The organism is Dickeya oryzae, from assembly GCF_009372235.1.
Taxonomy (GTDB): domain Bacteria; phylum Pseudomonadota; class Gammaproteobacteria; order Enterobacterales; family Enterobacteriaceae; genus Dickeya; species Dickeya oryzae.
This window is the reverse complement of sequence record NZ_ML762920.1, coordinates 359,988-378,399: the sequence shown is the minus strand read 5'-3', so window position 1 is coordinate 378,399 and position 18,412 is coordinate 359,988. Positions and strand designations below refer to the sequence as shown.

At 51.5% G+C, this 18,412-nt stretch carries 14 protein-coding genes and 2 tRNA genes; 7 read left to right on the top strand and 9 right to left on the bottom strand.

What is annotated here, in order from left to right; translation table 11 throughout:
* Positions 1–51: 51 nt before the first annotated feature.
* Complete coding sequence (locus FAZ14_RS01655) at positions 52–453, bottom strand: hypothetical protein (RefSeq protein ID WP_016940779.1); 402 nt, start codon at positions 451–453, stop codon at positions 52–54.
* 416 nt (positions 454–869) lie between these two features.
* Here FAZ14_RS01655 and FAZ14_RS01650 point away from each other — a divergent pair, with 416 nt between their 5' ends.
* On the top strand, positions 870–1,874 hold the full coding sequence (locus FAZ14_RS01650) for a L,D-transpeptidase family protein (RefSeq protein WP_153507954.1): 1,005 nt from the start codon (positions 870–872) through the stop codon (positions 1,872–1,874).
* 314 nt (positions 1,875–2,188) lie between these two features.
* Here FAZ14_RS01650 and FAZ14_RS01645 read toward each other — a convergent pair whose 3' ends face one another.
* Both FAZ14_RS01645 and pykF read right to left on the bottom strand, forming a co-directional pair.
* Positions 2,189–2,425 carry a major outer membrane lipoprotein gene (locus FAZ14_RS01645; RefSeq protein ID WP_012769424.1) on the bottom strand — a complete coding sequence of 79 codons (237 nt, stop codon included), beginning with the start codon at positions 2,423–2,425 and terminating at the stop codon, positions 2,189–2,191.
* Between the two features lie 307 nt (positions 2,426–2,732).
* The gene (gene pykF, locus FAZ14_RS01640) at positions 2,733–4,145 is read right to left on the bottom strand and encodes a pyruvate kinase PykF (protein ID WP_016942511.1); all 1,413 of its coding nucleotides are present in this window, start codon (positions 4,143–4,145) and stop codon (positions 2,733–2,735) included.
* Positions 4,146–4,840: 695 nt separating this feature from the next.
* Between pykF and licT the strand changes: the two genes are divergently transcribed.
* From licT to FAZ14_RS01620, 4 genes are all read left to right on the top strand, one after another.
* A complete protein-coding gene (gene licT / locus FAZ14_RS01635) occupies positions 4,841–5,692 on the top strand; it encodes a BglG family transcription antiterminator LicT (protein ID WP_029456478.1) in 852 nt (283 codons plus the stop codon).
* A 310-nt stretch (positions 5,693–6,002) separates the two neighbouring features.
* Positions 6,003–7,934: a PTS beta-glucoside transporter subunit IIABC gene (gene bglF / locus FAZ14_RS01630; RefSeq protein WP_153507953.1), complete on the top strand. Its 1,932-nt coding sequence runs from the start codon at positions 6,003–6,005 to the stop codon at positions 7,932–7,934.
* A gap of 33 nt (positions 7,935–7,967) precedes the next feature.
* A complete protein-coding gene (locus tag FAZ14_RS01625; RefSeq protein ID WP_153507952.1) occupies positions 7,968–9,365 on the top strand; it encodes a glycoside hydrolase family 1 protein in 1,398 nt (465 codons plus the stop codon).
* 382 nt (positions 9,366–9,747) lie between these two features.
* On the top strand, positions 9,748–10,932 hold the full coding sequence (locus tag FAZ14_RS01620; protein ID WP_029456476.1) for an alpha/beta hydrolase-fold protein: 1,185 nt from the start codon (positions 9,748–9,750) through the stop codon (positions 10,930–10,932).
* Positions 10,933–11,127: 195 nt separating this feature from the next.
* On the opposite strand, the gene FAZ14_RS01615 is transcribed toward FAZ14_RS01620, so the two are convergent.
* From FAZ14_RS01615 to FAZ14_RS01605, 3 genes are all read right to left on the bottom strand, one after another.
* A tRNA-Val gene (locus FAZ14_RS01615) sits at positions 11,128–11,204 on the bottom strand.
* A 36-nt stretch (positions 11,205–11,240) separates the two neighbouring features.
* Positions 11,241–11,317: transfer RNA gene (locus FAZ14_RS01610), tRNA-Val, on the bottom strand.
* A 156-nt stretch (positions 11,318–11,473) separates the two neighbouring features.
* Positions 11,474–12,847 (bottom strand): MATE family efflux transporter, encoded by a 1,374-nt coding sequence (locus FAZ14_RS01605; RefSeq protein ID WP_016942506.1) that lies wholly within the window; start codon positions 12,845–12,847, stop codon positions 11,474–11,476.
* A 279-nt stretch (positions 12,848–13,126) separates the two neighbouring features.
* On the opposite strand from FAZ14_RS01605, the gene FAZ14_RS01600 reads away from it, so the two are divergent.
* Complete coding sequence (locus FAZ14_RS01600) at positions 13,127–13,786, top strand: riboflavin synthase (protein ID WP_016942505.1); 660 nt, start codon at positions 13,127–13,129, stop codon at positions 13,784–13,786.
* Positions 13,787–13,923: 137 nt separating this feature from the next.
* Here FAZ14_RS01600 and cfa read toward each other — a convergent pair whose 3' ends face one another.
* The gene (cfa, locus tag FAZ14_RS01595; protein ID WP_016942504.1) at positions 13,924–15,075 is read right to left on the bottom strand and encodes a cyclopropane fatty acyl phospholipid synthase; all 1,152 of its coding nucleotides are present in this window, start codon (positions 15,073–15,075) and stop codon (positions 13,924–13,926) included.
* A gap of 427 nt (positions 15,076–15,502) precedes the next feature.
* Positions 15,503–16,528, bottom strand: coding sequence for an HTH-type transcriptional repressor PurR (purR, locus tag FAZ14_RS01590; protein ID WP_016942503.1), 1,026 nt, complete (start codon positions 16,526–16,528; stop codon positions 15,503–15,505).
* Positions 16,529–16,912: 384 nt separating this feature from the next.
* On the opposite strand from purR, the gene cydH reads away from it, so the two are divergent.
* Complete coding sequence (cydH, locus tag FAZ14_RS01585) at positions 16,913–17,002, top strand: cytochrome bd-I oxidase subunit CydH (protein WP_157782982.1); 90 nt, start codon at positions 16,913–16,915, stop codon at positions 17,000–17,002.
* A gap of 101 nt (positions 17,003–17,103) precedes the next feature.
* Here the strand turns inward: cydH and FAZ14_RS01580 are convergent, their stop codons facing one another.
* Entirely contained in the window at positions 17,104–18,123 is a 1,020-nt protein-coding gene (locus FAZ14_RS01580) for a C40 family peptidase (protein WP_016942501.1), read from the bottom strand.
* Positions 18,124–18,412: the final 289 nt, after the last annotated feature.

Here is an 18,412-nt window from a genome sequence, read left to right as displayed (position 1 = left end):
TAGCCGTGTCCTGCCGGGCTTGAGGCCTGGCAGGACAGCGCCTGCTTCCTTTCAGGGAATAAACGTCGCCCGTTGCATAAAATCCGCCTGGAAAGCGGCGGCCTTATCCCAGTTACCCATCAGATTGAACTGAGTACAAATGTACCGTAGCGTCTGGTGTGCAAAATAGTAGCTTTGTACCCGAAACAGACGGTCGCGTTCGGCGTTGTTGATTTCATGAATCAGATGCTGATGCAGTCTGATCAGGCTGAACAGATAACTGTTTTCGTCACCGTGCTGTTGGCTCAGCTCTGCCATATGAAGCCCCGTCAGGTAGTAGTGGCGCAAATCACTGATATCACCATCCTCCCGTTCCAGCGATAACTCTGCCAGATAAAACTCCATGGTGGCGTTACGCAGTTGCCGCCGGTAGTCATCAATCTGTGTCTGCAACCAGGCTCTGAACGGAAACATATCGGGCACCTTATTGCGAAATAAGAATCATTATCATATTTTCGTGTGATTGATAATGCAACGTTTTTGACCCGTGGCTTTGTCTGAGGGAAGGGAATATGAGAGGAGCAGAGCGGTGCTGACGGTATGAGGGAATATTATCGGTGACTATTGTCCGTTACCTGGCGGCTATTCGTACCGACAGAGCGCCATTTCTGCGCTTTGATGTGTCACATTTCGGAATCCATCCGGTGGATTTCCTGCTACCCTGCTTTTATCCTTGGGGCTTTCCAATGACGAAAGAGATTCAACCTATTGATAAGAAATAAGAAAGAAAGTGCCCGCTGGTGGCGATACTTCAGCGTCTGTGATAGCCGCAGGCCTGACGCATACTCTGGCGCTCACCCTATCTTCAGAATTACAACAGGAAACTCATAATGAAACGTGCGCTTACCCTGATGGGATTATTGTTTGCATCTTGCCTGACGGGCATACAGCCTGCCAGCGCGACGGAATATCCTCTGCCACCCCCCGATAGCCGCCTGATTGGGGAAAATATTAGCTACACCGTACCTCATGATGGTCACCCACTGGAAACCATTGCCGCCAAATTTAAAATTGGTTTGCTGGGGATGTTGGAAGCTAATCCGGGTACCGATCCCTATCTGCCGAAACCTGGCTCCAGCCTGACTATCCCGTTGCAAATGCTGCTGCCGGATACGCCGCGAGAAGGGATAGTGGTAAATCTGGCAGAACTGCGGCTCTACTATTTTCCTAAAGGGAAAAACACCGTCATCGTCTATCCTATCGGCATCGGCCAGCTTGGTCGCAATACGCCGGTAATGGTGACCCACGTTATTGAGCGTCGCCCGAATCCGACCTGGATCCCGACCGCGAATACGCGGCGTCATTACAAAGAACAGGGTATTGATTTACCCGCTATGGTACCCGGTGGGCCGGATAACCCGATGGGATTGTTTGCATTACGGCTGGAGAAAAGCGGCGGCGTGTACTCTATCCACGGCACTAACGCCGATTTTGGTATCGGTATGCGGGTGAGTTCCGGTTGTATCCGCTTGCGCCCGGAAGACATTGAGGCGTTGTTTAATGACGTGCCGGTAGGCACCCGTGTACAGATCATCAATGAGCCTATCAAGATTGCGGTGGAGCCGGATGGGAAACGCTATGTCGAAGTGCATCAGCCGCTGTCTCATACCGATAAAGATGACCCGCAAACCATGCCGATTGCCCTGAACCAGAAAGTGAAGGCCTTTATCCACAATGGCGATACTGATACTGACGCTGTTCATAACGCGATTGTGCGTCGCTCTGGTATGCCGGTGCTGGTCAATACCGGGCAGATTGTTCCTCAGCAACCATCGTCATTGCTACCGCAAAATGCTGCGCCGATATCGGCGGTGAAGACATCATCGTCACACTAACGGCAACGGGTGTCAGAGTGCCATGCGTGAACGGGCGTTCTGACACTGTCCTCAGTAGTCCTTCAGGTTGAAACCCCTTCAGGTAGATAACCCCTCAGAGAGATAACTCATCAGGTGTATAAACCTTCAGAGGGGGGGAGCAGGCTCAGTCGCCTCGTCCGAATACACGGCTTTGTCATACAACGTAGAGGGTACTGCGCCAGATTGGCGGCACGCATGAGTCTGTGGTGATGTGAGTGGTGAGGGCAGAGGTGTAAAATGAAGGGCAAAAAAAATGGCGCACAGAAGTGCGCCATTTTCCATTCAACCAGTTCTTACTTTTTGTAAGTACGAACCTGGTTGTCCAGGCGCTGGTTAGCACGAGCTGCGTCATCTTTAGCAGCCTGCACGTCGGTAGCCAGAGCGTCAACTTTGCTGGTCAGAGCAGATACTTTCTCGTTCAGAGAAGAAACGTCAGAAGACAGCTGATCCAGTTTAGCGTTGCTGGAGCAACCAGCCAGCAGAGTGGAACCCAGGATTACCGCGCCCAGTACCAGTTTAGTACGATTCATTATTAATACCCTCTAAATTGAGTTAATCTCCATGTAGCGTTACAAGTATTACACAAACCGTTTTCTGATGAGAATAAATTTTTGATGGGAACATGCTTAATTTTGATCGTTCGCTCAAAGAATCATCGAGTTTTACAAGCAGGTTAAAAAAGTAAGGAAAACAGGGCCATTTTATCAGAGTCCTGTGGCTTTCATGGCCGTAGATATATCTTTTTTGTCTAACCAATCGTGCTATTTATCATCGACGCCTATCGCGAAAAATAAAAAAAGCGCCCGCAGGGCGCTTTAAAAAACTCTCATTATCGAATTACAGGCGGTGGACTGACGCGGTGTTGGTGGTGCCGCTCGGTACCAGCGCACCGGAAACCATCACAACTACATCGCCTTCCTGCGCTAAACCGCTCTTCAGCGCTGCTTCTTTACCAATGCGGTAGAAATCATCGGTAGAGGCGATTTCTTTCACCAGCATGGTTTCCACGCCTTTGCTCAGCAGCAGCTGGCGGGCGGTGATTTCGTTGGTGGTCAGCGCCAGAATGCGAGCCGTTGGGAAGTATTTGCGGATAGACTTGGCAGATTTACCGCCATGGGTGGCAACCACGATCAGCGGAGCTTCCAGTTTCTCTGCTGTTTCCACCGCACCGCGGCACACCGCTTCGGTAATGCGCAGTTTGCTGGTGTTTTGCAGTTTATCCAGCCGTGACGTCATGACTCTATCAGTACGTTCGCAGATGGTCGCCATGATGCTGACCGCTTCCAGCGGGTATTTGCCTTTGGCGCTCTCGCCAGACAGCATGACCGCGTCGGTACCGTCGATGATGGCGTTGGCAACGTCACCGGCTTCAGCGCGTGTTGGGCGTGGGTTCTTGATCATGGAATCCAGCATCTGCGTTGCGGTGATCACCACTTTGCGAGCCAGGTTACATTTTTCGATCATCATCTTCTGGGCGAAGATCACTTCTTCAACCGGAATTTCAACACCCAGATCGCCACGGGCAACCATGATGCCGTCAGAAGCGTCCAGGATGTCGTCGAAGTTGTTCAGGCCTTCCTGGTTTTCGATCTTGGAAATGATCTGGATGTGCTCGCCACCGTGCTGTTTCAGGTGGGCGCGGATCTCTTCTACGTCAGAACGTTTACGAATAAAGGATGCGGCAACAAAATCGACGCCTTGCTCGCAACCGAAAATCAGGTCACGTTTGTCTTTTTCCGCCAGTGCTGGCAACTGGATAGAAACGCCCGGCAGGTTAACCCCTTTGTTTTCACCGAGGTCGCCGTTGTTCAGTACCTTACACACCACTTCGCCGCCGTTGATTGCGACGACTTCCATACCAATCAGACCATCGTCGACCAGCACGGTGTTACCAACGCTCAGGTCATCAGCAAAACCCGCATAAGTGACCGCCACACGTTCTTTGTTACCGACAACGCTGGTATCGGTGGTGAAGGTGAAGGTCTGGCCCGCGGTCAGAGAAACGTCTGCACCGTTTTCCAGTTTGATGGTACGAATTTCCGGGCCTTTGGTATCCAGCAGGATGGCTGCTTTCTGGCCAGTTTTTTCTGTAATGGCACGCAGATTTTTGATGCGCTGGCCATGTTCGGCGTAGTCACCGTGAGAGAAGTTCAGGCGCATGACGTTCATACCGGCGTTCAGCAGCTTGCCCAGTACTTCCTCTGATTCGGTTTTCGGGCCGATAGTACAAACAATTTTGGTCTTTTTCATAACGGTAGTTTCTACAAGTTGTGATGGATAAAAAAACAGGATGACCGGCGGTTAGCTGAGACTGAAACTTGACCGTCGGGGACAATATGCTTGCGATTGCGAGAGAATGATAAGTATAGATGGTGACAGACGAGGGAGAGTGAAGAAGCACGTGACTGGATATTGCCCATAGTAAGAAGTGGGCGAGGCGGCAATATCCCTGAGGAGTATGTTGTTGGTTGTATTTTTATCAGTGGCACGTGGATTCGCTGAAACCATTCAATGAAACAACGTTCCGTATTATAGTTATCAGGCAAAGAGATACAAGCCGTTGAAGGGCTGTATAGCACGTATTTTCGTGCTCTTGCGCAAAAAAACGTACGATTTATTGTTTTTACACAAACTTGTTGCGCAAATGCACGAAAAACATCTGGCTGTCGGTGTGGCGATGGCGCTAAACGTGAGGCGTCAGTGACAGGTCTGACAATAATTTGTCGTGATAATGCTGGCTTTGTGTCGATCCGGTCACGTTTCCATCACCGGGCGGTTGAGCCCTTGTAGGCTGGTGGTAAGTTAGCAACAGGTTGTAGATGGTCAGGCGTGAGGGTGGCGTCGTGGCGGTGTGCAGCCCGGGGTTGTTACTGCCGTTGGCAGGCAAAACCAGATGTTCGCGTTGGTGGCGAGCGTCTGGTTTTTTTGTTTTCAGGGGTCGAACAATGAAGATCGCTAAAATACTGAATAATAATGTCGTCACGGTCATCGATGAGCAGGGTAACGAACAGGTCGTGATGGGGCGAGGACTGGCGTTTAAAAAACGGCCGGGCGAGAGGCTGGATACCACCCTTGTCGAGAAGGTTTTTTCTTTGCGCAGTAGCGAACTGACCGCACGCCTGAGTGATGTACTGGAGCGTATTCCGCTGGAGGTGGTGACGACAGCGGATCGCATCATCGCGCTGGCAAAAGAAAAACTGACCGGAAACCTGCAAAACAGCCTCTATATCTCGCTGACCGACCACTGCCATTTTGCCATTGAACGGCATCGACAAGGTGTGGATATCCCTAATGGACTGTTGTGGGAAGTAAAACGGTTGTATCAAAAAGAGTTCGCCGTCGGGCTGGAGGCGCTGGACATCATTCACCAGCGTTTGGGGGTGCGGCTACCGGAGGATGAGGCGGGCTTTATTGCGTTGCACCTGGTGAATGCACAATTAGATAGCCATATGCCGGAAGTGATGCGTATCACCCGTATCATGCAGGAGATACTGAATATTGTTAAGTACCATCTCCATCTTGACTATAACGAGCAGGCGTTCAGCTATCATCGCTTTGTCACCCACCTGAAGTTTTTTGCCCAGCGTTTATTGGGGCGTATACCGGTTTCCAGTGACGATGAGTCGCTACATGATGTGGTAAAAGAGAAATACAGTCTGGCGTATCGGTGTGCCGAGAAAATTCAGGATCACATGATACTGAATTACCAGTACCAGCTGACAAAAGAAGAGTTGATGTTTCTGACTATTCATATTGAGCGGGTGCGTGCTGAATTACAGGAACAGGCGAAAAAATAAATGCTGGCAGCGAGCAACAGAATATTGCGTGACATCACAAAATAGCCGATGGCCGGTGCGAAACGCTTGTCAGAATACACTACGCTGGTAGTCTGTAATGTAAGAAATATGGATTGCGACTGTATCTCCCACTAAGGAGAATACAGGCAAAACCTGAACCGTTTTTTGCGAGCGTTACGCCGCAATGAAACGGTTCAGGTTTTTTTTTGCCGCAAACACGGGTGCGCTGACATCAAGGTTCACTGATAGCGTAGCGCGCAGCCACTCAGCAGTTTGCTCCGGGCATGGACTGAGTATTAAGGATATCACCATGAATTACGAAACATTAGCCAGTGAGATAAAAGAGGGCGTAGGGGGTCAGGACAATATTATCAGCGTGATCCATTGCGCCACGCGCTTGCGGTTTAAATTAAAAGATAATGCTGCTGCCCATGCGGATGCCCTGAAAAATAATCCCGGCATTATTATGGTGGTGGAAAGCGGTGGGCAGTTTCAGGTCGTGGTGGGTAATCAGGTCGCTGAGGTCTATCAGGCATTACTATCGCTTGATGGCATGGCGCGTTTCAGCGACCCCTCTGCTTCGTCAGAAGAGAAGAACGAGAACCTGCTAGCCCGGTTTATCGATATTATTTCCAGTATTTTTACGCCCTTCGTCGGTGTGATGGCGGCAATGGGGATCCTGAAAGGGTTTTTGGCGCTGGGCATCGCCACCCAGATAATCGTGGAGAGCAGCGGCACCTATAAATTGCTGTTTGCCGCCAGTGATGCGTTGTTCTATTTTTTCCCGATTGTGCTGGGGTATACCGCGGGCAAGAAATTTGGCGGTAACCCGTTTACGACACTGGTGATTGGCGCCACGCTGGTTCACCCCAGTATGATCGCCGCGTTTAGCGCCATGCAGGCACCCGATCATCCGATACTCCATTTTTTGGGTCTCCCGATAACCTTCATTAACTACAGTTCGTCGGTCATTCCGATCCTGTTCGCCAGTTGGGTGTCTTGCAAACTGGAAAAACCGTTAAACCATTGGCTGCACGCTAATATCCGCAATTTCTTCACGCCGCTGCTGTGTGTTGCCATCAGCGTCCCTCTGACATTTCTAGTGATTGGTCCCAGTGCTACCTGGCTTAGCCAGATGCTGTCGGGCGGGTATCAATGGTTGTACGGCTTGAACTCGATGCTGGCTGGCGCGGTCATGGGGGCATTTTGGCAGGTGTGCGTGATTTTCGGCCTGCACTGGGGGTTTGTGCCGCTGATGCTGAATAACCTGAGCGTAATGGGGCATGACACGCTGCTGCCACTGTTGACGCCAGCGGTACTCGGCCAGGCTGGCGCAACGCTTGGCGTACTGCTGCGCACCCGCGACATGAAGCGCAAAGGGATTGCGGGATCGGCGTTTTCCGCCGCGATTTTCGGTATCACTGAACCGGCGGTATACGGCGTGACGTTACCACTACGCCGTCCTTTCATCTTTGGTTGCATCGGGGGATCGGTGGGCGCGGCGGTCATGGGGTATTTCCACACCACCATCTATTCGTTTGGTTTCCCGAGTATTTTTACCTTTACCCAGATCATTCCGTCGACCGGTGTTGATAGCAGCGTCTGGGCGGCGGTTATCGGAACACTGGCGGCGTTCACGTTCGCGGCGGTAACCAGTTGGGCATTTGGTATACCGAAAGACGACGCACAAGAGGCGGTGGTGGAAAGTACAACGCAACCCACTGCGACACCGGATCACACCAGTGTGGTTCACGATGAATCCGTTACTCGTGACGAAAAGCGAGTGTGCGCGGAAGAATTGTGTAGTCCGTTGGTGGGTGAGGTCGTGCCATTAGCGCAGGTCACCGATCGCACCTTCGCCAGCGGCGTGATGGGCAAAGGGGTTGCTATCCGGCCTTTACAGGGGCGGCTCTGTGCGCCGGTAGACGGCACCGTGATGTCAGTGTTTAAGACCCACCACGCCATTGGTCTGGTATCAAGGGGCGGCGCAGAAATATTGATACACGTGGGTATTGATACCGTCCGGCTGGATGGCCGCTATTTTACTGTGCATGTGCGCGTCGGTGATGTGGTGCGGCGAGGTGATTTGTTGCTGGAGTTTGATGGCCCGGCGATTGAGGCGGCAGGATACGACCTTACCACGCCGATAGTGATTACCAATAGTGAAAATTATCAAGGGGTAACGCCCGTTGCCAGTGGCAAAGTCGATACCCATACACCGCTGGTACAGCTGGTATGTTGAATAATGCGTGAATAGCGATACAGGAGATCAGTGATGAGTAATCCTTTCCCGGAACACTTTTTATGGGGCGGTGCGATTGCCGCCAACCAGGTGGAAGGTGCCTATCTGACGGATGGAAAAGGGCTTTCCACCTCAGATTTACAGCCGCAGGGGATTTTCGGCAATATTGTGGCGCGCCAGCCCGGCGACAGCGGTATCAAAGATGTGGCGATCGATTTCTATCATCGTTACCCGCAAGATATCGCGTTGTTTGCTGAAATGGGCTTTACCTGCCTGCGTGTATCCATTGCCTGGACGCGTATTTTTCCCGAGGGCGATGAGCTGGAACCGAATGAAGCGGGGCTGGCATTTTACGATCGGCTGTTTGATGAGCTGGCAAAACACGGTATTCAGCCATTAGTGACGTTGTCACATTATGAAATGCCGTATGGACTGGTGAAAAAGCATGGCGGCTGGGGTAATCGTCTGACCATCGATTGTTTTGAGCGGTATGCCCGCACGGTGTTTGCGCGTTACCAGCACAAGGTGAAGCGTTGGCTGACATTCAATGAGATCAACATGTCGCTCCACGCGCCGTTTACCGGTGTTGGGTTGCCGCCAGACAGCAGCAAAGCGGCGATTTATCAGGCTATCCATCATCAACTGGTCGCGAGTGCCAGGGCAGTGAAAGCCTGTCATGACATCATTCCGGACGCGAAAATCGGCAATATGCTGCTGGGGGCGATGCTCTACCCGCTGACCAGCAAACCGGAAGATGTGATGGAAAGCCTGCACCAGAACCGGGAATGGCTCTTCTTCGGTGATGTGCAGGTACGCGGTGCGTACCCTGGATATATGCAGCGTTATTTCCGCGAGCAGGGTATTACGCTGATGATTACGGAGCAGGACAAGCAGGATCTGACCGCTACCGTCGATTTTATCTCGTTTAGCTATTATATGACCGGCTGTGTCAGCACCGATGAAGCGCAGCTCGAAAAAACGCGTGGCAATATTTTGAATATGGTGCCGAACCCCTATTTAGAAAGTTCTGAATGGGGCTGGCAGATTGATCCGCTGGGGTTGCGGTATTTACTGAATTTCTTGTACGACCGCTATCAAAAGCCATTATTTATTGTCGAGAATGGCCTGGGGGCGAAAGATAAAATCGAAGACAATGGTGAAATACACGATGATTATCGTATCCGTTATTTAAATGATCATCTGGTACAGGTTAGCGAAGCGATTGCCGATGGCGTGGACGTAGTAGGGTATACCTGCTGGGGGCCAATTGACCTGGTCAGTGCCTCAAAAGCGGAAATGTCAAAACGCTACGGTTTTATTTATGTCGACCGTGATGATACCGGCAAGGGAACGCTGGAACGGCGGCGTAAAAAGAGCTTCTATTGGTATCAGTCCGTGATCGCCAGCAATGGAAAAACGCTGACACGCTAACAACACGACGACCCAATAATAGTCGGAATATCCACGTTGCAGGCGTACTGGTATACCTGCAACGTGGGTCATGACAGTTATTTTTAGCGATAACATGACAGCCTCAATCCTTTCTGTATTGGGGAGAGAGCGTGCACCTGAAAATAATGTTTTGATTTTTATCACACCAATCAGAGCGTGTTTTATGGCCGATAAGCGTGTGAAAAATAATGTTAGCAGCATAACGAAAACCGCTACGTCGATCGCGGACAATCCTGCGCCCGCTACCGTAGCATCGTCAACTACCAGCCGGGTGTTCATCACGTTACGTGAGCTGGGGCCGTTTTATTGACACAGTGTGTTTCTTTTCCCTGCACCGACAAAAGACAAAAAGAGGTTAATAATGAAAACCAGGAAAACCTGCCTGTACCTGTTGTTCTCTGCACTGAGCATCTCGGCACCACTGACGGCGTTAGCCGCTTCGGGAGCTATCCCAGAACTACCGCGTGTTGATGTACCGACGAAACAGTATTTGTCACAGGTTAACGCGGATAACAGTATTACGTTTCGGTTGTTTGCACCGGCGGCGAAATCGGTGAATGTTGTGACCGGTGCAACGCCGGAAACCTGGGTTGCCCACCCGATGGTAAAAAATGAGCTGGGTGTCTGGTCGTGGCGTAGCGAGCCAAAGCAGCCCAATCTGTATGAGTATTTTTTTAATGTGGATGGTTTTCGCAGTATTGATACCGGTTCCGCTTTCCCCAAACCGCAGCGTCAGGTCAATACCAGTATGATTCTGGTACCCGGAAGCGTGCTGGATACACGGGCGGTGCCACATGGTGAACTGCGTACGGTGACCTACCATTCAGCGTCGCTGAAATCAGAGCGGCAGATTTATGTCTGGACGCCACCGGGATACACCGGTACCGGTAAGCCGCTGCCCGTGCTGTATTTCTATCATGGGTTTGGTGATGCCGGGGATTCTGCCGTCAGACAAGGGCGTATCCCCCAAATCATGGATAACCTGCTGGCGGAGAAAAAAATCACGCCGATGCTGGTGGTGATCCCAGATACCGAGACCGATGCGACAGACGCGATAGCGGAAGATTTTTTGCCGAAAGATCGACGTAAGGTGTTCTATCCGCGTAATGCCGCCGCGGCTGATCGCGAGCTGATCCATGACATTATTCCGCTGGTCAGCGAGCGCTTCAATGCTCGTCGGGATGCGGATGGTCGTGCGCTGGCTGGGTTGTCTCAGGGGGGATATCAGGCGTTGGTGTCCGGCATGAGCCATCTGGATTATTTCGGCTGGCTGGCAACCTTTAGCGGCGTGACAACGGAAACCGTGCCGAATGCACAGGTCACCGCACAATTGGGGAATGCCGCTGCTATCAATCGGCAACTGCATAATTTCAGCGTAGCCGTGGGTGAAAAAGATACCGTCACGGGTAAAGATATCGCTGGGTTGAAAGCGCAACTGGAGCAGAAAGGCGTCAAATTCGATTACCGGCAATACCCTGGTTTAGGGCATGAAATGGACGTCTGGCGTCCGGCCTATATCGAGTTTGTGCAGAAGATATTTAAATAACCGAACTAGCCGTCAGACAGCGAAACGGGCAGGGTAGCCTGCCCGTTTATGATAATGATTGGCGGTGAGATGGCTGGACATAAGTGCTCGCTGGCCAGCATGCTGCCAGATGACTAAAACGATATTGTTTGAGGGCGCTATAGCGTGGAAATGACGCGAGTGTCTTCTTGCAGGATAGTTATTGCAGCATAGAAATGGTGCGACCGAGTGGACTCGAACCACCGACCCCCACCATGTCAAGGTGGTGCTCTAACCAACTGAGCTACGGTCGCAACGTGCACATTAGCGTGAGGCTAATGGCTGAAAAATGGTGCGTTCAATTGGACTCGAACCAACGACCCCCACCATGTCAAGGTGGTGCTCTAACCAACTGAGCTATGAACGCATTATTCTTTATCAGCGGCTGTCAGGGCGACAGCGGGGACGAATATTAACGGGCTGGATGGATGCTTGCAAGGAGAAAAACGAAAAATTCCCGTTGTATCTCACTGATTGACGAGCTTGTAGACAGAGCGCCGCTTTTTTCGGCGCTCTGTCGTCTTTAGCGTGCGGCTCGTGCCAGAATACGATCTGGCGACTGGCGCTGTACCCAGCGTATCCGCAGTACCATCATGGTGGCGGAGGAGGTCAGGCCGATGATAAATCCCCACCAGAATCCCGCAGGCCCCATACGTGGCACCACGATATCAGTTAGCGCCAGTACATAACCGCTGGGCAACCCCAGCAACCAGTAAGCGATGAACGTGATGAAGAAGATAGCGCGCGTATCCTTATAACCACGTAAGACGCCACTGCCGATAGTCTGCACGGCATCAGAAATCTGGTAGACCGCTGCCAGTAGCATCAAATGCGATGCCATCGCCACGACATCCGGGTTTTTGTTGTACAGCATGGCGATAGACTCACGCAGCGTAATGGTAAAGATAGCGGTGCATATAGCCAGTAACACACCGGCTGCAAGACTGGTGCGCGCTGCCACCTGGGCGGCCGGTGCTGAGCCTTCGCCGAGGCGGTGGCCGACGCGAATGGTGGCGGCAACACCCACTGACAACGGTAGTACGAACATCAGTGAACTGAAATTAAGTGCAATCTGGTGTCCTGCCACATTCACGACCCCGAGAGGCAACACCAACAGGGCGACGATGGCAAATAGTGTCACTTCAAATAACATCGCCAGTGCTATCGGCAATCCCAGACCGGATAACCGCCGGAGTACCGTCCAATCCGGTTTTAACGGGGAGTTGAACCGGCGGATATCTTTCAGCCAGTAAGCGTGGCGGGAATAGACCGCCATCATCAGCATCATTATCCAGTATACGGAGGCCGTCGCCACGCCACAGCCGACACCGCCCAGCTCGGGCATGCCGAGTTTACCGTGAATAAGCACGTAGTTGATGGGGATATTAATCAACAGGCCGATAAAGCCGATCACCATACCTGGCTTGGTTTTGGAGAGCCCTTCGCACTGACTGCGCAATACCTGATAGAACAGATAACCGGGCGCGCCCCACAGCAACGCATGCAGATAGGCCACCGCTTTGTCAGCCAGCTCCGGCGCGCCGTCATGCATCAGGTTGATTGCGTATTTCCCCTGATAAAGCACCACCATGGTCAGGATGGAAATGCCTGTGGCCAGCAGAAAGGCTTGCTGGGTTTGATGCGCGATGCGGTCCCGACGTCCGGAGCCGTTGAGGTTCGCCACAACGGGGGTGAGCGCCATTAACAAACCGTGGCCGAACAGGATGACAGGCAACCAGATGGATGTCCCTACGGCTACGGCGGCCATATCCGTGGCGCTGTAGGAGCCGGCCATGATGGTATCCACCACACCCATTGAGGTTTGTGATACTTGCGCGATGATGACCGGAATAGCCAGCGCCAGCAAATGTCGGGCTTCTGATAAGTACTTCTGCACGAAAACACCTTCCTAATGCAGGATGGAGAGAGATCTCTAATGAGGAGAGAAAGACAATCATCCTTTATTTTTACGAAAAAAGATGAAGTATTGTAACTAGTTGCCAACAGTAAACCAATGATTGACTGACAGAGAATGATCCCGTTTGGTTTTCCTGATGATATGGTGCAAACTGCCAGACATCAGTGAACGTCGCTAATGCCAGGCGTCGGCTGCTATGCTGCCCCGCTGTTTTGGGGCGTTCACGCTTATTACTGATCAGGAGGCAAGCTCAACACCATGTTTACCGGTATTGTTCAGGGCACGGCGACCGTCGTGTCCATCGATGAAAAACCCAATTTCCGCACCCATGTCGTTCAACTGCCCCCCGAACTGTTGCCGGGACTGGAAACGGGCGCATCCGTAGCGCACAACGGTTGCTGCCTGACTGTCACCCGTATCGACGGCGACCGGGTGAGTTTTGACTTGATCAAAGAGACTCTGCGGTTGACCAATCTGGGTGACGTGAACGTCGGCGATCGGGTTAATGTGGAGCGTGCAGCCAAATATGGCGATGAGATTGGCGGGCATGTCATGTCTGGTCATATCATGTGTACCGCTGAAATAGTGAAAATTCTGACGTCGGAAAATAATCATCAGATTTGGTTCCGCTTGTCTGATGAATCGCAGATGAAATATGTGTTGCACAAAGGATTTATTGGTATTGACGGTATCAGCCTGACGGTCGGTGAAGTGACCCGCAGTCGTTTCTGCGTACACCTGATCCCAGAAACCCTGCAACGCACGACGCTGGGACAAAAACGACTGGGCGCCCGCATCAATATCGAGATTGACCCGCAGACTCAGGCCATTATCGACACGGTTGAGCGTGTTATGGCTCGTCAGGCTGAGCAGCAACAAGCGCTGGCGGCAGCAGAGCTTGCAGCGAAGAGTGAATAATTGGGTGAATAAAAGGCGTCTGAGTACGCGTTATTCCTGTTAGCCATAATAAAAACCGGCAGTCAGACTGCCGGTTTTTATTTGAGGTTCTTAATCCGAGGTACGAGAACGGTGGGGGAGAGTAGGCGGTGTGCCGGTCATCGTGCCACGCGCATACCGCCTTCAATTCCTTCGACACTGAATAGCACCTGCCAGAGTTGGATGTTGCGTGCACGAAATGCGCCAGCACAGGCGTTAAGGTAATAACTGAACATCCGCCGAAAGCGCTCGGGGTAGCGTGCCGACAAGGTAGGCCAGTGCTGCTGGAAGCGCTCGTGCCAGGCCATAAGGGTACGGTCATAGTCCGCGCCGAAATTGTGCCAGTCTTCCATGACCAGATAAGGCTCGCTGCGTTGGGCGATATGCTGTACTGAGGGTAAGCACCCATTAGGGAAGATGTATTTGTCTATCCAGGCATCGACCTTCAGGCTGGTTTCGTTGGCACCGATGGTATGCAACAGGAACAGACCGGTGGATTTGAGGTTTTTTCTGACCACCTGGAAGTAGGTGTCGTAATTTTTCGGGCCGACATGTTCGAACATGCCGACGGAAACGATACGGTCAAACTGCCGGTTCAGATCGCGGTAGTCCTGTAGCAGAATGGTGACATCCAGATCCTGACAGCGCTGTTGCGCCAGTGCCTGTTGCTCGCGGGAGATGGTCACACCGGTGACGCTGACACCGTAATGGCGGGCGGCAAATTCAGCCAGGCCACCCCAGCCGCAGCCGATATCCAGCAATGTCATCCCCCGGCGTAACTGCAATTTTTCGCAAATGAGGCGCAGCTTATCTTGTTGTGCCTGTTCGAGCGTTTCAGCTTGTTTCCAGTAACCACAGGAGTACTGCATGTATGGGTCTAGCATCAGGCTAAAAAGATCATTACCGAGGTCGTAATGCTCCTTACCCACAATCCATGCCCGCCGACGCGATTGCAGATTGGTCAGGCGCGCCATCAGTATCCGTAGCGTATCCTGCCAACGCTGGGGCAGTTGCTTCTCCAGCCCGGCGCGTATCGCACGGTGGAAAAACATGTCCAGCCGTTCACATTCCCACCAGCCATCCATGTAACTCTCGCCCAGACCCAGTGACCCGTTACGCAATATGCGCTTGTACAGTTCAGGGTTTTTGACCTGAATATCAAACGGTCGCGAACCGTTAATCGCGATATCAGCGGCCGACAGCATTTCATTAACCAGTTGGAACCAGGGTTGACTGGGGGTACCCAGATCCTCCACATAAGATGAACTCATAACTTCTCCCTACCTTGCCAGATACATGCGTTACACGGGATAAACCAGACAACCACGCGATGGAGGGTATTCGATGTACCCATTCCACACGTCATCGTCTATCCCTGAGAGCCTCAGAGGAAAATAAGAGACAAGCCGACACGAAAGGCATCTACCCCGGCCGTGACAAACGGTGCAACAGTCATTAGTGGGGTAGAAAAAGTAAGGCGATGCGTATTGCTAAAAGCATCGTCTGATCATGGTTATTGTCGTCAATGACAGTGACAAGTGTATGACTGCTTTAGCCCGGCGACAAGATTCATCGGGCTAAAGCAGCACATTGCGTTCTATATTAGGGGAACAGGGGGACACGCTTTGGCGCTCTACTGCGCGGTATAGCGGCGGTTGACACACCTGCGTGCGATAATGAAATCGTCTGGCTAATTCATTAACGGCGATAATCGAGATACGGACCATCGGCCACGGAACGACGCTCGATCAGCGTCGGGTGGACTTCGATGGTTTGCGCTTCCTCGCGTTTGCTGGTGATGCGGTCAAGCAGCATGGAGAATGCTGCTTGTCCCAGTCGTTCCTTCGGCTGATGAATGGTCGTGAGCGCTGGCGTAAAATAGCGGGAGTGGCGCACATTGTCATAACCGATCACCGAGATATCCTGTGGTACTCGCAGGCCCAGTTCATCCGCGGCACAAATCGCCCCCATCGCCATAATATCGCCGCCGCAGAATACCGCTGTTGGCCGCTGTTTTTGCGCCAGAATCTGGTGCATGGCTTTGTAGCCGGATTCGGGTTCAAAGTCACCCTGAACCACCCACTCTTCACGCAGGGAAATATCCGCTTCTTTCAGCGCTTTCAGAAAGCCCAAATAACGTCCGCTGCCGGTATTGCGCCCCTGAGAGCCGGGGATGGCACCGATATCGCGGTGACCGCGCTCAATCAGATAGCGACCGGCCATATACCCACCGGCAAACGCATTATCAATAATGGTATCGGTGAAATCGCTGTGCGCTTCGCCCCAATCCATGACGACCATCGGGATATGGCGATAATCCGCCAGCATTGACAGCAGTTCAGGCGGGTACTCAGCACACATCACCAGCAGGCCATCAACACGTTTTTGTGCCAGCATTGACAGGTAAGCACGCTGTTTATCCTGATTATTGTGAGAGTTACACAGAATCAGTGTATAGCCTCTGGCGTAGCAACTGTTTTCCACCGCTTCGATAATTTCGGCGAAATAGGGGGCCTCGCTGGAGGTGGCCAGCAGCCCGATAGATTTGGTGTGGTTGACTTTCAGGCTTCGGGCCACCGCACTGGGTGAGTAATGCAATTCATCAATAGCTGCGCGTACCGCAGCCTTGGTCTCTTCGGCGACGAAACGTGTTTTATTAATCACGTGTGATACGGTTGTGGTTGAAACGCCTGCGCGTTTTGCCACATCTTTAATCGTTGCCATCTAAAGTGACTCCTGAACTCATCTGTTACAGTCGCGTGTCTGTTACAGCAGTAAATATGTTGTTAATCGTTTGCCTGCGTGAATTTTGCTCCTGCTGGACAACAAGGCAACATTTCAGTAGGAGACATGCCGAGGTGTGTAGCTTGAAGGGAGGGCGGACGCTTCGACCAACGCAGTGTACACGGTAAACTGCGGATTTTGGCCGATTTAGAGCAAAAGGGGAAGAGGCAATTCGTGTTATCTCTGTGATGCAGAAACCGGTTTTTTGACTTCAGTCGGGTAATAATAGACCTATACTTTATGTGTTTCCCATCCGCCGGGATACGGTGTTGATTCAGACATAACGGGATGACGGCGATCATCAGTCACATACAGGAGAATACGATGGATACAAATTTGAAAATGTCACTGTGTAGTACGTTGGTTACGTTGGCGGTGATCATTATCTTTGGTTTCACTGCGGTATTGAACTGATAGCCGATCGCCAGTAGCGTAAAAAGAAAACAGAAAAGGGGCATTAGCCCCTTTTCTCGTTATTAATTAAATCTAATCGGTGATTATACAGCGTATATCCGCTAGCGAATGGTCTTCGGTGTCACCACACGGCGAGCGCCGACATAATGATCCTGCCAGTAATCTTCACTCAATTTACTGATCTTGATATCGGAACCCGAACGCGGTGACTGGATGAAACGGCCATTGCCCAGGTAGACGCCAACGTGGTCGGCAGCGCCGCGGTTGGTGATACGAAAGAACACCAGGTCGCCACTTTCCAGCTCGCTTTTCTTGATGGGGGCCGCATCGCGCAGGTGGAACATCTCATTGGCTGTGCGCGGAATAGGGACTTTTACCACATCTTTATAGGCGTAATACACCAGCCCGCTGCAATCAAAACCTGAATAAGGTGTTGAACCGCCCCAATGATAAGGTTTACCAATTTGGCTCATCAGCTTGTTCATGGCAGTTAATTTAGCGTGCTGATAGCGTTTTTGGTGAGCAGCACTGATGGTCAACGCTGCTTTATCGTGTTTACCTTTCTTGCTTTTACCATGTGAAGAGGTGGTTGCTACCTCATCTTCTTTGTCGACCGTCGCTTTACCCTTTTTGTATGCGGTTTTGGCCACCGCCAGCTCATGGGCTTTATGGCTGGCTTTAGCCTGCACAAGCGTCTCTTTCTTTATGGTTTCTTTTTTTGTCGTTTTAGCTAATACCGCTTTAGTTGCATGAGCGCTGGCAGTATGTGTGCTTTTCTCAGGCTGCGATTTTGTATGAAGGGAATGGGCGGCGACCGCCACTGACTTTTTGTCCGCAGACTTCTTGTCATTGTGAGACCGTGCATTTTTATCAAGACTGGCTACGGTCTTGGCTGACGTAGACTTCGCGTTTTTCTCCGGTTTTTTGCCGTGCGTCGGCTCCGCGCCTTTTTTGTTGGCGCTTTTGGCAACCTTGTTCTTTTTGGATTCATCAGGCGCTTTATTCGCCGTTTCTACGCCAGATTTGCGAGGTAACACTGCACCGCCATGCGGATTAGCAAGCGCCAGACCAGAAAATAGATTACTGAAAAATAATAAAAAGAGCGTAATAAATAACCGCATGATAGTTCTGACCGAATGTTGTCCTCAATCGTTCAATCTTCACAGTATTCCCGAAAATGACCTGATAAAAAAGTGGGAGATAGAATAATCCTACTACAAAATAGTGAGAAAACGTTAACAACAGCGTTTGCTGCTTAATTATCAGGCGATTTGGCGTCGCTTTGTACCGGTATGCGTCGCCCGGATAAAACCCTATAAAAGATAGCGTTTTTTTGTGGCCGTCGCTATCGTTAGAATACAAAACAAAAGAAGCGGTATGCCACGGTTTGCCGCGAGTCATATGAGCGGT